This is a genomic window from Micromonospora sp. MH99, assembly GCF_021442385.1.
In the GTDB taxonomy this organism is placed as follows: Bacteria; Actinomycetota; Actinomycetes; order Mycobacteriales; family Micromonosporaceae; genus Micromonospora.
Window position 1 is genome coordinate 1 of sequence record NZ_MUZA01000012.1, and the last position, 15,874, is coordinate 15,874.

Below are 15,874 nucleotides of genomic sequence, written 5' to 3' on the forward strand. Positions count from 1 at the left end.
ATGCGGCGCCCGCGGTGGCGGTGGCTGCCAGCGCGCCGATCCAGGCCAACGCGCCGGTGGTGAGCCGGCGGCCGCGTGATCGTCGGCCCGCCGAGGGTTCCGGGGCGGCGGCCCGGGCGACCCGGAACGCGGCCAGCGCGGCCTCCTCGCCCGCCAGCTCCCCCGGCCGGGCCGGGCCGGCGGCGGCGGCGAGCAGCCGCGCCAGCGGGTCGGCCGCCGACTGCGGGGCGAAGGACGCGCGGGACCGCTCGGCCGCAGCGAGGTCGAAAGCGACGGCGGTGTCGACGTGCGGGGCCATGTCGGAGGCGGACGACGTGTCCGGGCCGAAAGGCGCGTCGGGGTCGAGGGCAGCGTCGATGCGGGTGGCGTCGAGCAGCCGCTCGGTCTCGGCACGGCCGGCGTGCCGGTCCGGCCGGTACGGGTTCATCCGGAATCCCCTCACGTCAGCCGTCCGCCTGCTCGGCGTGTGACGTCCGCCGGGATCGGCCGGTCCGTCCGCGAGGTGGCGGGACCACCTCGGCGCCGACCGACGGTGCGACGCCGTCGGCGCCGTGCGGCGGCACGGCGGGCGCGGGCCGCGTCATCGGAGCGTCAGGCGCGGACACCGCGCCCTGTGCGTCGGCCGTCCGGGTCGGGACCGCACCGTTGGGCGGCGCTACGGTCACCGTCTCTCGATCCAGCAGGGTGGCCAGCCGCCGCAGCCCACGGTGGGCCGCGGTCCGGACGGCCCCGGCCCGACGCCCCAGGACCCGGCCGGCCGACTCGGCGTCCAACCCGATCACGGCCCGCAACAGCACCGCCTCGGCCTCGCGCGGCGGCAGCGTGGCGATCAGCGCCAGGGCCGCCTCGGTGCTGATCGTCTCGCCGGCCCGCTCAGCGGTGTCGACGTCGCCGGCCAACTCGGTGAGCGCCTGCACCGGGACCGGCAGCGACGGTCGTCGACGCAGCCGGCGCAGATGGTCCATGGCCCGGTTACGGGCGATGGTGACCGTCCAGGCGCGGAACTCACCGCCGGTGAAGTTGGGCAGGTCACGGGAGATTTGCAACCACGTCTCCGACGCCACGTCCTCGGCGTCCGCGCCGACGAGGGCGGTCAGGTAGCGCAGCAGACCCGGCTGCAGGCTGCGGTACAGGAAGCGGAAGGCGTCCTCGTCGCCGGCCTGCGCGGCGGTGACCGCCTCGGACAGCTCGCCGGTCATCCGCGGCTCACGGGTCGATCGGGACGGCGGCTCGGCCCGACGCGCCATGCCGGCGCTGTCCGCGCGCGCACCGTCGACCGCACCCGCACCGCCTCCCCCGAATCCGCTTCGCGCCCGCGTCCGGGCCGGCCGGGGGCGTCCGCCCCGGCGCGCTGGCTCTCGACTCTCGAGGCGCGACCGGCCGGGCGGCCCCGAGCCGGGCTAACGGTAGGAGGGGACCATCCGAGCGACAAGTCGGGATCGCGTCACGGAAGAGTGACAATTATCAAGCCGTCCGGACGGCGTGCCGCCGTAACAGCTGGGCACCAACGGACGCTCCCGGGGCCGGGAGACGGCCCCCGGCGGTGATCCGGCAATCGTACGCCGGGATGTGTCGCCTTTTGTCACGTGCCGTCATCATGCCGTCACAGATCTGGCCGTGTCCACTGAGGTCGGACCGGTCGGACCGGTGGGTACGACCGCCTGGCCGATCAGCCGCAGCGCGCCGTTGCCCGCCACTCTGGGTACGGTAATGCTGTGTTGTCATCGGAGGTCGTGCTCAGCGGGCGGTACCGCCTGGACGAACGTGTCGCCACCGGCGGCATGGGCGACGTCTGGCGTGCCTCGGACCTGGTCCTCGGCCGGCAGGTCGCGGTCAAGGTCCTGCTGCCGGCGCTGGTCTCCGACCCGGACTTCATCGCCCGTTTCCGGGCCGAGGCACGGATCATGGCCGCTCTGCGGCACCCCGGGATCGTGCAGGTGTACGACTGCGGCGAGGACGACCTGCCCGACGGCGGTCGGGCGGACTACCTGGTCATGGAGTTCGTCGAGGGCGAGCCGCTGTCCAAGCGGATCGAGGCGGCGGGTCGGCTCGACGTGGCCGAGACGATGTCGATCGTGGCTCAGGCGGCGCACGCGCTGAGCGCGGCACACCGCGGCGGCATCGTGCACCGCGACGTCAAGCCCAGCAACCTGCTGGTCCAGGAGGACGGCACTGTCGTCCTCGTCGACTTCGGCGTCGCCCGTTCCACAAATGTGACCAGCATCACCAGCACGAACGCGGTGCCCGGCACGGCTCTCTACATGGCGCCCGAGCAGGCCGCCGGTCGTCCGGTCAGCGGCGCCACCGACATCTACGCGCTCGGCGCGGTCGCCTACTGTTGCCTGACCGGCGGGCCACCGTTCACCGGGGACAACCCCCTCCAGGTCGCCGTCCGGCATCTCGACGACGAGCCGCCGGAGCTGCCGCACGAGATCCCCGAGGCGGTCCGCGCCCTGGTGTCGCGGGCCCTCGCCAAGGATCCGCTCGACCGTTTCACCAGCGGCTCGGCCATGGCCGAGGCCGCCCGCACGGCGGTCACCGGCGGCGAGCCGCCGACGGCGATGGCGGCGTCGGTCCCGCTGCGCGAGGCCGGACCGGGCACCCGCACCGACGTGCCGGTCGGCGCGGCGGTGGCGAGCGCGGCGGATGTCGCGCGTCAGCGACGTCGCGGGCCACTTGTCGGCGCGGCGGCCGCCATGCTGGTAGCCCTGATCGGTCTCGGGGCGGCGCTGGGTGCGGCACGCAACACCGGCGACGAGGAGCCGGCGGTCAACCTGCCGACGACCTCCGCGACGCAGGCGCCCAGCCAGCAGGCGGAGCTGCCGGCGGCGAACGAGCAGAGCACCGACGACCCGGAGCGCCCGAACCGGCCGAACGTCCCGGACGCCACCACGTCGGCGTCGGTCACCGCCACGCCGAGCACGCAGCCCTCGCAGTCGTCCAGCCCGCCGTCGGCGACGCCGAACGCGACCACCGCGCCGCCGCCCAGCGACCCGCCGAAGAGCGACCCGCCGAAGAGCGACCCGCCCCCCAGCAGCCCGCCCCCCAGCTCGGAGCCGTCGACCGGTCCGGACGACCCGGTGGGCAACTGACCAACCGCCTCACCAGCACCGATATCACCAAAACGGACTTACGCCGCCGATAACCACTCTAGGCTCTCCGCAGGTCATTTCCACCATCTGCCGCGGGAGCCCGGGTGAGCGCTGAGAAGCTGGTCGTGATCGGTCAGGGGTACGTCGGACTGCCGCTGGCCATGCGCGCCGTCGAGGCGGGCCTGGACGTCGTCGGCCTCGACGTCGACGCCGACCGGGTGAAGCGGCTCGCGTCCGGTGAGTCCTTCGTCGAGGACATCCCCACCGACCGGCTGGGCCGGGCGCTGGGCAGCGGTCGGTACCGCCCCAGCACGGAGTACACCGACGCCGAGGGTTTCGACATCTGCGTCATCACCGTGCCCACCCCGCTGCGCGACGGCACCCCGGACCTGAGCTTCGTCGAGCAGGCCGGCGTCGGCATCGGCCCGTACGTGCGGCCGGGCTGCACGGTGATCCTGGAGTCGACCACCTATCCCGGCACGACGGAGGAGCTGCTCCGACCGCTGCTGGAGTCGGCCAGCGGGCTGACCAGCCCCGGCGACTTCCACCTCGGCTACAGCCCCGAGCGGATCGACCCGGGCAACCCGACCTGGCGACTGGAGAACACCCCGAAGGTGGTTTCGGGTGTCGACCCGGCGTCGCTGGCCCAGGTGCAGGGGTTCTACCAGCGCCTGGTGGAGCGCACCGTAGCGGTGGACTCCACCAGGGTCGCCGAGCTGACCAAGCTGATCGAGAACACGTTCCGCCAGGTCAACATCGCGTTGATCAACGAGCTGACGATGCTCTCGCACCACCTGGACATCGACGTCTGGCAGGCGATCGACGCCGCCGAGACCAAGCCGTTCGGGTTCCTGCCGTTCCGGCCCGGCCCCGGCGTCGGCGGGCACTGCCTGCCGATCGACCCGTGCTACCTGTCCTGGCAGGTCAAACGGCGCCTCGGCCGGCAGTTCCGGTTCATCGAGCTGGCCAACGACGTCAACCACGAGATGCCCGAGCACGTCGCCCAGCGGATCATGGCGGGGCTGAACCGCTCCGGTCGGGCGGTGAGCGGCGCCCGGCTGCTGCTGCTGGGGCTCGCGTACAAGAAGAACACCGGCGACATGCGGGACTCCCCCGCCGTCGACGTGGCCCGCCGTCTCCAGGCCCTCGGCGCCGAGGTCCACGCGGTCGAGCCGTACGCGGAGGCCCACCAGATTCCCGCCGGGGTCACCATCGTCGGGCTCACCGAGCGGGAGGTGCGGGCCGCGGACGCGGTGGTGGTGGTCACCGACCACGACAGCTTCGACTACGACCTGGTGGTCCGGCACGCCCGCTACGTCTTCGACACCCGCAACCGGTGCGCCGGCGAGATGGTCGAGCGCCTCTAGACCCGGCACCGCTGGCCGGTCCCGCCGCCGGGGAAGACGGCGGGGCCGGCCGGCGGATGTCCGCTCGACGCCCGCGAGACGGGGCAGACCGGATCACGTGTCGGCGAGCGCCTCGACGACGGGCCGGGACAACGCCCGGCGGGCCGGGAGCACCGACGCGAGCAGGGCGGCCAGCACGGCCACGCCGAGGATCAACCCGAGCTGGCCGAGCGGCAGCACCACGTGGAAGTCCCCACCGAGGCGGTCCAGCAGCGCCATCGCGGAGGCGCTGACGCCGGTGCCGAGACCGACGCCGAGCACCGCGCCGACAAGTGCCATCAGGACCGCCTCCGCCGCCAGCATGGCCCGCATCCGGGCCCGGGTCAGCCCGACCGCCCGCAGCACGGCGTTCTCCCGGGTGCGTTCGACAACCGACAGGCTCAGCGTGTTCGCCACGCCGACCAGCGCGATCACCACGGCCAGGCCGAGCAGCGCGGTGACGAAGGCCAACAGCATGTCCACAGTGCCGGTGAGCATCTTCTTGTACGCGCCCTGGTCCATCAGGTTCACCGTCGGATAGCGGGCCAGGACGGCCTCGATCGCGTCGCGGGCCTCGTCGGCGCTCACGCCGGCGGCGGGGTCGATCTCGGCCAGGAAGCCCCGCTCGCGGGGGAAGAGCACGGCGAAGTCCGCGTCGTCCAGGTCGATGACGTGCCCCTTGGGCGCCGCGCCGGCGACCATGTCCGGCGCGTCGTCGGCGACCACCGCCGCCACCCGGAACGACCGGCCCGCGATGGTGACCGGGGACCCGACCTGCCAGCCGCGCGCCTGCGCCAGCTCCCGGTGCACCAGGACCTGCCCCGGCCCGAGTCGCCCGACGTCGCCGGCCAGCACGGCGGTCAGCGTCCGGCCGACCAGCGCCGGGTGGGCGGCGCGGACCTCGATGTCGCCGGTGACGGTGCTGCGCTGCTCGTGCACCACGCCCAACTCGGGGCGCGCGGCCAGCTCACCGGCGAGCGCGGCGGGCAGGTTCTGGCCGATGCCGCTCACCACGAAGTCCGTCCCGATCTCGGCGTCGACGCTGCGTTCGATGCCGTCCTTGGTGCTGCGCGCACCGACCACGAACGCCGACACGAGTCCGATTCCGATCACCAGCGCGGTCGCCGTGGCGGCGATCCGGCGCGGATTGCGCACGGCGTTGGCCACCGCGAGACCCACTGTCATCCCGAACAGCCGCCGGGCCGGCCAGCCGATCGCCCGGATCAGCGCCGGGACGAGCACCGGCCCGAACAGGACGATCCCGAAGAACGCCAACACGCCGCCGACGGCCACGAGCAGCACCTGACCGGCGCTGGCGGCGCCAGCGAGGGCCGCGACGCCGGCGCCGAGCACCACCGCACCGACGATCAGGCGCGGCCGACCGGCGCCCCGACCAGGCTGCACCGCGGCGTCGGTGAGCGCGGCCACCGGGGCGACACTGGTCCCCCGCCAGGCGGGCAGCAGGGCGGACGCCACGGTGAGCGCGGTGCCGAGCAGCAGGCTGGTCAGCACTGTCGAGCCGGCGACGGTCAGCCCACCGGAGAACGGCACGTCCAGCCGGGTCATCAGCAGCCGCATACCGGCCGCGAGAGCGATCCCGAGCAGCACCCCGAGCACGGACGCCACGAAGCCGACCAGCGCCGACTCCAGCAGGGCGGCCCGGAAGACCTGCCCCCGCGTCGCGCCCACCAGGCGCAGCAGCGCGGTGCGCCTGGTGCGTTGCGCCAGCACGATCGCGAAGGTGTTGGCGATCACGAAGCCGGCCACCACCACCGCGACCCCGACGAAGATGAGCAGCAGCATCATGAACTGGTTCAGGTCCCGGACCGCGTCGTCGACGGCCTCGTCGAGGATCTGCTGCCGGCCCTTCACGCTGGCGTCGGCGCCCCCGACGACGGCGCGCAGCCGGTCGGTCAGCACCGTCTCGGACGTTCCCGGTCGCGCCGCCACCATGATCCGGTCATAGCCGCGCGCGCCGCTGACCGCGAGCGCGTCCGGGCCGACCAGGCCGATGAACGGCCCGCCGACGTCGCGGACGCTGCCCGCCACGTCGACGGTACCGACCAGGGTGTACGGACGGGCCGCGCCGCCGGTGCCGCCGACCTGGACCGGGGCGCCGAGGGTGAAGCCCTCCTCGGCCGCGGTGGGCGCGTCGAGCACCACCTCGCCCGCGCGGTCGGGGAGGCGGCCGGACACCACGTCGTACGAGCGCAGAGCGGCCTCGGTGGGGATGCCGGCGAGCACGGCGTAGCCGAGCACCGGCCGGCCGTCGGTGCCGAGAAGCCCCGCGGTGCCGATCAGCTCCCCGGCCGCGGCGGCCACGCCGTCGACGGCGCGGACCCGGTCGATGACGCTCGCCGGCAGCGCCCTGTCGCCGCTCGGGTAGACGCCGAGGTCGGTGTGCCGGTCGAAGGTCCCGGCCCGCTCGTACGCGCCGGCGCGCATCCCGTCGACGAAGATCAGCGTGCCGGCGATGAACGCGACGCCGAGCACGACTGCCAGCGCGGAGAGCAGCATGCGCAGCGCCTCGGCGCGCAGCGAGCGCAGGGTCGATCGGATCATGTGCGGGCTCCCGGTGCAGGCGCGGATCGGACGCCTTCGACGCTATGGCCGGGCCGACCCGATCGATCTCCACCTGGACGCTCGAGGTGCGTACGACCGAGGTAGCGCTCGGCCCGCCGGCCGTACGACCCGGGTCGTACGACGGGTCACCGGCCGGGCGTGACCAGACCGCTCTCGTACGCCAGCACGACCGCCTGGACCCGGTCGCGCAGGTGCAGCTTCGCCAGGATGCGCCCGACGTGGGTCTTCACCGTGGCCTCGGCCACGTGCACCTTTGCGGCGATCTCGGCGTTGGACAGGCCCTGCGCGACCAGCAGCAGCACCTCCCGCTCCCGCTCGGTGAGCTGGGCCAGCCGTGGGTCGGCGGTCGGGCCCGCGCCGAGCTGGCCGGCGAAGCGGTCCAGCAGCCGCCGCGTGATCGACGGGGCGACCACCGAGTCGCCCCGCGCCACCACCCGGATCGCGTCCAGCAGTTCCTCCGGCGGGACGTTCTTGAGCAGGAAGCCGCTGGCGCCGGCCTGGAGCGCGGCGAACGCGTCCGCCTCGGTGTCGAAGGTGGTCAGCACGAGCACCCGGGGCGGGCCCGACGGCCGGTCGGCGCAGAGCCGGCGGGTCGCCTCCACCCCGTCCATGGTGGGCATCCGGATGTCCATCACCACCACGTCGGCCTCGGTGCGGGCCAGCACCCGCAGGGCGTCCGCGCCGTCGATGGCCTCCCCGACCACCTCCAGGTCGGGCTGGGAGCTGAGCACCATCCGGAATCCGGCGCGCACCAGCGCCTGGTCGTCCACGATCACCACCCGGACCGTCATGCCGCGATCACCTCCGCTGAGGGTTCCGACGGTAGCGGTAGCCGGACCTGGACCTGCCAACCCCCGGTCGGCTGGGCGCCGGCGGTGAGGCTGCCGTCGTACACCGCCACCCGCTCGCGCATGCCGAGCAGGCCGTGACCGCCCGACGGCGCCGGGCTGACCACCGGGCGGCCCCGGCCGTCGTCGACGACCCGGACCACGACGGCGTCGGCGGTGTACGCCAGGGTGACGTCGACGGCGGCCCCGACACCTGCGTGTTTGAGCGCGTTGGTCAGCGCCTCCTGCACCACGCGGTAGACGGTCAGTTCCAGGCCCGGAGGCAGGGCCGGCGGCTGACCGCTGGCGGTGTCGTGGATGCGCAGCCCGGCGTCGCGGAAGCGGGCCAGCAGGTCGGGCAGCTCGACCAGGGCCAGCCGGCGGTGCTCCGGGTCGGCGGCCACCACCGACCCGCCGGCGCCGGACGGGCCCGCGTCGCGCAGCACCCCGACCAGCCGGCGCATCTCCTCCAGCGCCGCACGGCCGGTGTCGGCGACCACCTTCACTGCCGTGCGGGCCTGCTCGGGATCACGGTCGAGCATGAACCGGGCCCCGTCCGCCTGGACGATCATCACCGCCATGCTGTGCGCCACCACGTCGTGCAACTCGCGGGCGATGCGGGTGCGCTCCTCAGCGACCGCCACCCGGGACTCGGCTTCCCGCTCGCGTTCCAGGGTGGCGGCCCGTTCCTCGAGGCTGAGCACGTACAGGCGGCGGGTCCGTACGTTCAGCGCGACGAGCCAGACCGCGCCGGTGACCAGCGCGTACCACAGCGCGGTCACCCACCAGTGGATGACGCCGGGGGTCTGCGCGGCGGCGAGCAGCACGCCCACGGCGGCGACCGCGCCGGCCAGCACGCCGTCGCGCAGGCGTTCGCCGTACTTCACGACGCTGTAGAGCGCGATGAGAACGGCGACGTCGAAGGCGAGCGGACCCCACTGGGCGATCACCTGGACCAGGGCGAGCGCCGCCACGACGACCGTCACCGCGCCCGGGTGGGTGCGGCGGAACAGCAGCGCCACCGCCATGGCCACGCCGACGCCGGTGGCGGCCCAACCGCCGGGCTGGGCCACCGCCGAGGCGAGGCCGACGAACGCCACCACGGCGGAGACGGCCACGTCGAAGGCGACGCCGCGCAGGGGGCGGCCGAACAGCGTGCGTCTCACGGTCACCCAGCGTACGTGTCGTGGCCGGTGGCGGGCGGCCGGTGGCTGGTCAGTGCGGGGTCAGCTCGCGCAGGCGGGTGATCTCGATGGCCTGCTCGGTGGCGAGCGAGGTGGCCAGCTCGTTGAGGGTCGCATCGACGCCTACCGACAGCAGGTCGGTGGCCATGGTGACGGCGCCCTGGTGGTGGTCGGTCATCATCGCGATGAAGAGGCGGTCGAACTCGACGCCCCGGGCGGCGGTCAGCCGGTTCATCGCCTCGGGTGACTGCATTCCCCGCATGCCGGCGTGGTCGTGGCCGGGCGCCGTCTCGGGCAGCCCGCGGGTGGCGAGCCAGCCGCGCAGGACCTTGATCTCCGGGCCCTGGCCGGCGCGGATCCGGTCGGCGTAGGCGCGGATCCGGGGGTCGGCCGCCCGCTCCTGGGCCAGCGCGCTCATCTCCAGCGCCTGCTGGTGGTGCGGGATCATCATCTGGACGTAGATGGTGTCCAGACCGTTGTAGCGGGGTGGGCTGTCGTCGCGCAGCTCGTGCGCGGACCGGGCGACCGCCGGCTCACCCGGACGGCCGGGCACGAGCACGGGCGGGGGTGGCGGACCGGTCGGGCTGGTCGTCGGAGACGGTGAGGCAGGACCGCGTTCGGCGGCCGGCCGGCCGGGGTCGCCGCCGGCACGGACCGCCAGCACCCCCAGCACCACAACGATGGCCGCCGCTATGACGACGGCCAGTAACCGGCCACGTCGGACAGTCATGTCGCACCCCCCTCAGGTCGAGGTCGCAGCGATCCTATCCATTGACGAGTCGGCGTAGATGTGACCCAGCTCACATCGATGATCTCCGTGGCTCGGTAAGGTACCGACAACGTCATCCCCCCTTTCGAAGGGCGCCGCCGATGATCAAGTTGGCTACCGCACGGCTCCGACAACTCCGCATCGTCAGCCTGGCCGCGACAGGCCTGCTGCTGACCAGCGTCGCCGTGGCGACGCCGAGCAGCGCGCAGGAGGCAGCGCCGGCCGCGGCACCACCGGCCGCCGCCGCCAGCGACATCCCGGGTGTCGACGAGATCCGCAGCAGCCCCAACCTGCGGCAGATCGCCAACCTGCCGAAGCAGGCGCCGTTCGACACGACGGCCGCGCTCAACAGCGACATGGCGTTCCAGGGCAAGTACGCCTTCGCCGGCAACTACAACGGGTTCGTCGTCTACGACATCTCCCGGCCCAGCGCGCCCAAGATCACCGCGCAGGTCAACTGCCCGGGCTCGCAGAACGACATCTCCGTCTACGGCAACCTGCTCTTCGTCTCCACCGACTCGTCACGCAGCGACGACTCGTGCGCGAGCGTGGCGCAGCCGGCGTCGGTGAAGGAGTCGTGGGAGGGCATCAAGGTCTTCGACATCAGCGACAAGGCCAACCCGCGCTACATCAAGTCCGTCGAGACCGCCTGCGGCTCGCACACCCACACGCTGGTGCCGGGCAAGGACCGCAAGAACGTCTACCTGTACGTCTCGTCGTACAGCCCGCGGGCCGAGTTCCCCGACTGCCAGCCGCCGCACGACTCCATCTCCATCATCAAGGTGCCGGTGAAGAAGCCGACCCAGGCGGCAGTCATCTCGACGCCGAACCTCTTCCCGGACGGCGGTTTCCCGGGCAGCGAGACCGGCTCGGCGACCACCGGCTGCCACGACATCACCGCGTACCCGTCGAAGGACATCGCCGCCGGCGCCTGCATGGGTGACGGCGTCCTGCTCGACATCAAGAACCGCGAAGCGCCCCGGGTGATCACCCAGGTCCGCGACACGGTCAACTTCGCCTTCTGGCACTCGGCCACCTTCAACAACGCCGGCACCAAGGTCGTCTTCACCGACGAGCTGGGCGGCGGCGGGGCGGCCACCTGCAACGAGACTGTCGGCCCCAACCGCGGTGCGGACGCCGTCTACGACATCACCGGCCGCGGTGACGCCCGGAAGCTGGAGTTCCGCAGCTACTACAAGATCCCCCGGACGAACGCCGAGACCGAGAACTGCGTGGCGCACAACGGCTCGCTGATCCCGGTGCTCGGGCGGGACATCATGGTGCAGGCGTGGTACCAGGGCGGCATCTCCGTCTGGGACTTCACCGACTCGCGCCACCCCAAGGAGATCGCGTACTGGGAGCGGGGCCCGCTGTCCGACACCCAGGCCATCACGGGCGGCGCCTGGTCGACGTACTACTACAACGGCAACATCTACTCCAACGACATCCAGAAGGGCCTGGACGTCCTGGAGCTGAACGACTGGCGGACCTGGACGGCCAACCTGACCCGGTTCCCGGAGCTGAACGTGCAGACCCAGCCCGGTTACCTGAGCTGGTAGCACCAACCGCGCGAACCCGGGCCCGGCCTCCTTGTCAAGGGGCCGGGCCCGGCCACGTCACGACGTGGATCAGGCCCGGTCCGGCGGGCCGGCGCCCCGGTCGAGGGCAGCCCGGTGGGGCCCGTCACCTGGGCAGGGGTGGCCGGGCCGCTCCGGCGGGTGATGTGCCAACGTGCTCAGCTGTGAAGTCCGCCGCCGGCACGCCGCCGGCCCCGCCCGAGCCGACCGTGCGCTGGCGTCCCCACCCGCTCGACGTGGTGGCGGTCGTCCTCGCGGTGGCCGGCGCGGCCTGCGCGCTGAGCGGGCTGCTGCCCCGCGCCGAGACGACGGCGACCCTGCACCGCATCCTGCCGCTGCTGCTCTTCCTCGGCACCGTGATCGTGCTGGCCGAGCTGACCGCCGTGGCGGGGGTCTTCGACGTGCTGGCCAGCCGGCTGGCCATCGCCTCGCGGGGCCGCTGGGCGGCGCTGTTCCTGCTCTGCGGCGGCCTCGCCACGGTGACCACGCTCGTGCTCAACCTCGACACCACAGCCGTGCTGCTCACGCCGGTGCTGCTCGCGTTGGCCCGTGGCCTGCGCGTCCCGGCCGGGCCGCTCGCGGTCACCACGGTCTGGCTGGCGAACACCGCGAGCCTGCTGCTGCCGGTGTCCAACCTGACGAACCTGCTGGCCGCCGACCGGGTCGGCCTCACGCCACTGGCGTACGCCGAGCGGATGGCGCTGCCGCAGCTCGCCGCCGTGGCGGTCACGATGGTGCTGCTCTGGTACGGCTGGTGGCGGCGTGAACGGCCGGCCGGTGGTCGCTTCGTACCGCCGGCCCGGCACGTGCCGCCCGATGCGGTGCTGCACCGCACCGCGCTCGCCGGTTGCCTGCTCTTCGTCGCCGGCATCCTCGCCGGGGTGGAGATCGGGCTCGCCTCCAGCGTCGCGCTCGCGCTGGTGCTGGTGGGCTTCGTGATCCGCTCCCCGGCGACACTGCGCCCCGCGTTGGTGCCCGTACGCCTGCTGCTCTTCGTCGTCGGCCTGTTCCTGGTGGTGCAGACCCTCGGCCGGCACGGGCTGGACGACCTGGTGGCCGGCCTGGTCGGGGCCGACGGCGGGGCGGCCGGCGCGCTGCGTGCCGGCGGCACCGGGGCGCTGCTGGCCAACGCGGTGAACAACCTGCCGGCCTATTTGGCCGGCGAGTCGGTACTGCCGACCGCCGACCACACCCGCCTGCTGGCCCTGCTGATCGGCACGAACGTCGGCCCGCTGGCCGCGCCGTGGGCGTCGCTGGCCACCCTGCTGTGGTTCGAACGGTGCCGGGCTGCCGGTGTGACGGTGCCGGTGAAGCGGTTCGTGCTGACCAGCACCCTGCTCGCCGTCGTCGGCACGCTCGCGGCGGTCGGCGCGCTGCTGCTGGTCAGCTGAGGGCCGTCACCCGGCGGCCCGCTCCACCACGAACATGAAGCAGCCGTAGACCACGTTGCGGCTGTGCAGCTGGTGCACCTGCGGGTCGGCGAACAGCTCCGCGATCACCGCCTCCGGGTCCGTGCCGTCGTGCAGCCGGCCGCCGCAGATCCGTCCCTGCCGGTCGTACGCCCGCAGGACCTGGGGACGTCCCCGCCAGGCCGGCGGGTGGCCGCCGCCGTGGTCCGGGCCGGGGCAGGCGGAGGCGTGCGCGAAGACCGGCCCGATCTCCCGGTACGCGACGGCGACGATCGGCGGGGCGTAACCGAAGAGCAGCAGCGCCTCCCCGGCCTCGGCGTCGCGCAGGCAACAGCGCAGCGGCTCCCCGCCGTCGGCCGGGCGCCCTTCGACGCGATGGCCCGCGGCGTCGCGGCCGGTCCGACGGACGAGGTCCAGCGCCGCGGCCGGCACGGCGTGGACGCGGAAGGTGGCGGTGATCGTCATGCGTCCAGCCTGCCCCGGCCAGGGTGCGGGTGCTGGCGGTGATCGGACCTGGCGCTGGGACCCGACGCGGCGACGCGACGCCGAAGCGACAGTCAGGCGCGGTCGACGGCGAGCTGAAGCTCGGTGACGCCCTGCTCCGGGGAGTCCTGGCAATAGTCCAGGTACACCTCACGGGCGAATCCGACGGTGCGGTAGCCGTTCTCCTCGATCCACCGGGCGAGCACCTGGATGCTCTGCTCGACGTCGTCCATGGCGCCGTGGTGGACGATCGTCGCGGCCGTGCCCACCGCGGGCAAATCACGTACCGCCAGGTCGGACCCTGCCGACACGCCGCCGCCGACGGTCACCCCGGCGTGCACGACGACAGCGTCGCCGTCGTCATCGCCGGCGGGTTCGTACCAGGCGATGGCCGGGCCGGTCGGCGTGATCCCGGCCTCGGCCAGCCGGCGGAACAGCTCCGGGTAGAGCGGTTGGATCACCGGACCGATGTCCTGGGTCTCGTAGCTGGGCGCGACAGCGGTCACCTCCGCGACGCGCACCGGCGGGATTTCCTTGAGTACGACATCCTGGGCGGTCATCCGACCCTCCGATTCGATCATGCGGAGTCTCGCCTCGACGGCCGCGAGCCGGGCGGCGTCGGCGGCCAGTTGCGCCGTCAGCTGGCTGCGGCGCAACCGCAGCATGCCGCGCAGCTCGGCGGTGTCGACGGCGTCGTCCAGGATCGCCCGCACCTGTTCCAGGGTGAGACCCAGGTCCTTGAGGGCGAGCACCCGGTTGAGCCGGCGCAGCTGGTCCGCCCGGTAGGAGCGGTAGCCGGTGTGCGCGTCGACGCTGGCCGGGCGGAGCAGGCCGATGCTGTCGTAGTGGCGCAGCATCCGCACCGACACGCGGCCGAGGCGGGCGAAGTCTCCGATGCTGAACATGGTCCCCTCACGCTCGTCCCTGACACGGTGTCAGAGTCAAGCGTCGGGTGGGTGCTCAGCCGACGGGTGAGCGGCGGGGCGGGCGGGGCCCGACCAGCCGGCGGACCATCGGCGCGGCGTTCCACCTCGCCGCCCCGACCAGGTCGCGGGCGTGTTCCAGGACTGTGTAGTCGGGCCGGTTCATCCCGTCGGCGATGGCCCGGTCCAGGTCGTTGCCACAGCGGCTGAGCACCGTGTCGAAGTCACGGCGGACCGGTTCCAGCAGGTCGTAGCCGAACGTCCGGTGCATCCGCGCGAACAGCGGCTTGTAGAGCCGGACCCGCTCGTGCAGCCCCGAGGAGTACGACATGGGGTTCTTCGGCCGCCGCAGGACGTACTCGGGCAGCACGTCGGCGAACGCCCGACGCACGATCCACTTCTCCTGGCCGTCGCGCACCTTCAGATCCATCGGCAGACGCATCGCCAACTCCACCACGCTGAGGTCGAGGAACGGCACCCGCGCCTCCACCCCGTGCCCCATGGCGGTCCGGTCGACCCGCTGCAACTCGGTACGGCACAGGTTGCGGATGCGGTGCAGGAACAGCCGACGCGACGCGATCGGGTCGACCTGGCGGTACATGGGGTACCCGCCGAACAGCTCGTCGGAGCCGTCGCCGGTGAGCACCACCTTCACGCCGAGGTCCCGCAGCCGCCGGAAGATCGGCACCGAGACGACGGCGTTGATGATGTCGCCGTACTCGGTCAGCTCGGAGATCCGGATGGCCTCGCGTACGTCGGCCAGCCGGATGTCGCGCGGGCGCAGCTCGACGACCACGTGCGGCACGTCGAGGTCGGCGGCGAGCCGCCGGGCGTACGCCACGTCGGGGCTGTCCGGCACGCCGACAGTCACCGCCACGCAGTCCGGGTGGATGTCGCGTACCTGCCGCAGCGTCAACGAGCTGTCCAGCCCGCCGGAGAGCACCACCCCGACGGTCAGGTCGGTCTCCACCCGCATCCGGATGGCGTCGGTCAGGGCGGCCCGGACGAGCAGGGTGGCCTCGTCCGGGTCGTCGATGACCGGCAGACCCTCGCCGATGGTGAGCAGGTCGACGTACGGGCGCAGCCTTACGGGCCCGTCCGGTGCCGCCCAGCCGTGGTGTCCGGGCGGCACCTCGGCGACCGGGGCGTGGTGCCCGACGAGCGCCTTCACCTCGGAGGCGAGGTGCAGGCAGCCGGGGAGCCGGGACCAGTACAGCGGTTTCACCCCGAGCGGGTCGCGGGCCAGGTACGCCCGGCCGCTGGCGCGTTCGACGACCGCGAACGCGTACTCGCCGCGCAGCCGGGTCACCGCCGCCTCGCCCCACTGTTGGAACGCGGCCAGCAGCACCTCGGTGTCGCTGTCGGTGCGGAACACCTGCCCGAGCCGGGTGAGCTGCGCGCGCAGCTCCCGGTGGTTGAAGATCTCGCCGTTGAAGCAGAGCAGCCAACGTTCGTCGGTCGACGTCCAGGGCTGCACGGCCCGGTCGCGGTCGACGACGCGCAGTCGGCGGGTGCCGGCGAGCAGTCCGCGCTCCGAGCGGGTCTCGGTGACCTCGCCGCGGGGGGCGAGGACGGCGAGCATCCGCCGGAAGGTCGCGGGGTCGGCCTCGGGGCCGAGGCTCAACGCGATGCCGCACATGGG

11 protein-coding genes and 2 pseudogenes are annotated in these 15,874 nt (G+C 73.3%); 4 read left to right on the forward strand and 9 right to left on the reverse strand.

Annotation, left to right across the window (positions count from 1 at the left end; all coding sequences use genetic code 11):
- Together B0E54_RS08975 and B0E54_RS08980 are read right to left on the reverse strand one after the other, a co-directional pair.
- A pseudogene (locus B0E54_RS08975) lies at positions 1-427 on the reverse strand (hypothetical protein); the annotation flags it as partial.
- 249 nt (positions 428-676) lie between these two features.
- Positions 677-1,199 (reverse strand): annotated as a pseudogene (locus B0E54_RS08980) (RNA polymerase sigma factor); the annotation flags it as partial.
- A gap of 516 nt (positions 1,200-1,715) precedes the next feature.
- Between B0E54_RS08980 and B0E54_RS08985 the strand changes: the two are divergent.
- Together B0E54_RS08985 and B0E54_RS08990 are read left to right on the forward strand one after the other, a co-directional pair.
- Entirely contained in the window at positions 1,716-3,092 is a 1,377-nt protein-coding gene (locus tag B0E54_RS08985) for a serine/threonine-protein kinase (protein WP_234582822.1), read from the forward strand.
- A gap of 104 nt (positions 3,093-3,196) precedes the next feature.
- Positions 3,197-4,459, forward strand: coding sequence for a nucleotide sugar dehydrogenase (locus B0E54_RS08990; protein WP_234582823.1), 1,263 nt, complete (start codon positions 3,197-3,199; stop codon positions 4,457-4,459).
- A gap of 93 nt (positions 4,460-4,552) precedes the next feature.
- Here the strand turns inward: B0E54_RS08990 and B0E54_RS08995 are convergent, their stop codons facing one another.
- The 4 genes from B0E54_RS08995 to B0E54_RS09010 form a co-directional block, all read right to left on the reverse strand.
- The gene (locus B0E54_RS08995; protein ID WP_234582824.1) at positions 4,553-7,039 is read right to left on the reverse strand and encodes an ABC transporter permease; all 2,487 of its coding nucleotides are present in this window, start codon (positions 7,037-7,039) and stop codon (positions 4,553-4,555) included.
- Positions 7,040-7,185: 146 nt separating this feature from the next.
- Complete coding sequence (locus tag B0E54_RS09000; RefSeq protein ID WP_234582825.1) at positions 7,186-7,851, reverse strand: response regulator transcription factor; 666 nt, start codon at positions 7,849-7,851, stop codon at positions 7,186-7,188.
- Positions 7,848-9,059 carry a sensor histidine kinase gene (locus B0E54_RS09005; protein WP_234582826.1) on the reverse strand — a complete coding sequence of 404 codons (1,212 nt, stop codon included), beginning with the start codon at positions 9,057-9,059 and terminating at the stop codon, positions 7,848-7,850. Before B0E54_RS09005 ends, B0E54_RS09000 begins: the two co-directional genes overlap by 4 nt.
- A 43-nt stretch (positions 9,060-9,102) precedes the next feature.
- Positions 9,103-9,801, reverse strand: a complete 699-nt coding sequence (locus B0E54_RS09010; protein WP_234582828.1) for a DUF305 domain-containing protein — start codon at positions 9,799-9,801, stop codon at positions 9,103-9,105.
- A gap of 140 nt (positions 9,802-9,941) precedes the next feature.
- On the opposite strand from B0E54_RS09010, the gene B0E54_RS09015 reads away from it, so the two are divergent.
- A complete protein-coding gene (locus B0E54_RS09015) occupies positions 9,942-11,399 on the forward strand; it encodes an LVIVD repeat-containing protein (RefSeq protein WP_234582829.1) in 1,458 nt (485 codons plus the stop codon).
- Between the two features lie 182 nt (positions 11,400-11,581).
- The gene (locus tag B0E54_RS09020) at positions 11,582-12,808 is read left to right on the forward strand and encodes an SLC13 family permease (protein ID WP_234582830.1); all 1,227 of its coding nucleotides are present in this window, start codon (positions 11,582-11,584) and stop codon (positions 12,806-12,808) included.
- Positions 12,809-12,814: 6 nt separating this feature from the next.
- Here the strand turns inward: B0E54_RS09020 and B0E54_RS09025 are convergent, their stop codons facing one another.
- The 3 genes from B0E54_RS09025 to B0E54_RS09035 form a co-directional block, all read right to left on the reverse strand.
- Entirely contained in the window at positions 12,815-13,291 is a 477-nt protein-coding gene (locus B0E54_RS09025; protein ID WP_234582831.1) for a DUF1203 domain-containing protein, read from the reverse strand.
- A 92-nt stretch (positions 13,292-13,383) separates the two neighbouring features.
- Positions 13,384-14,214: a MerR family transcriptional regulator gene (locus B0E54_RS09030; protein ID WP_234582832.1), complete on the reverse strand. Its 831-nt coding sequence runs from the start codon at positions 14,212-14,214 to the stop codon at positions 13,384-13,386.
- Between the two features lie 55 nt (positions 14,215-14,269).
- Positions 14,270-15,871: an asparagine synthetase B gene (locus B0E54_RS09035; protein ID WP_234582833.1), complete on the reverse strand. Its 1,602-nt coding sequence runs from the start codon at positions 15,869-15,871 to the stop codon at positions 14,270-14,272.
- Between the last annotated feature and the right edge of the window lie 3 nt (positions 15,872-15,874).

Bases quoted from the DNA above. Each gene is read 5' to 3' on its own strand.
- B0E54_RS08995 (WP_234582824.1), bottom strand. From the start codon at position 7,039: ATGATCCGATCGACCCTGCGCTCGCTGCGCGCCGAGGCGCTGCGCATG.
- B0E54_RS09000 (WP_234582825.1), bottom strand. From the start codon at position 7,851: ATGACGGTCCGGGTGGTGATCGTGGACGACCAGGCGCTGGTGCGCGCC.
- B0E54_RS09010 (WP_234582828.1), bottom strand. From the start codon at position 9,801: ATGACTGTCCGACGTGGCCGGTTACTGGCCGTCGTCATAGCGGCGGCC.
- B0E54_RS09015 (WP_234582829.1), top strand. From the start codon at position 9,942: ATGATCAAGTTGGCTACCGCACGGCTCCGACAACTCCGCATCGTCAGC.
- B0E54_RS09025 (WP_234582831.1), bottom strand. From the start codon at position 13,291: ATGACGATCACCGCCACCTTCCGCGTCCACGCCGTGCCGGCCGCGGCG.
- B0E54_RS09030 (WP_234582832.1), bottom strand. From the start codon at position 14,214: ATGTTCAGCATCGGAGACTTCGCCCGCCTCGGCCGCGTGTCGGTGCGG.
- B0E54_RS09035 (WP_234582833.1), bottom strand. From the start codon at position 15,871: ATGTGCGGCATCGCGTTGAGCCTCGGCCCCGAGGCCGACCCCGCGACC.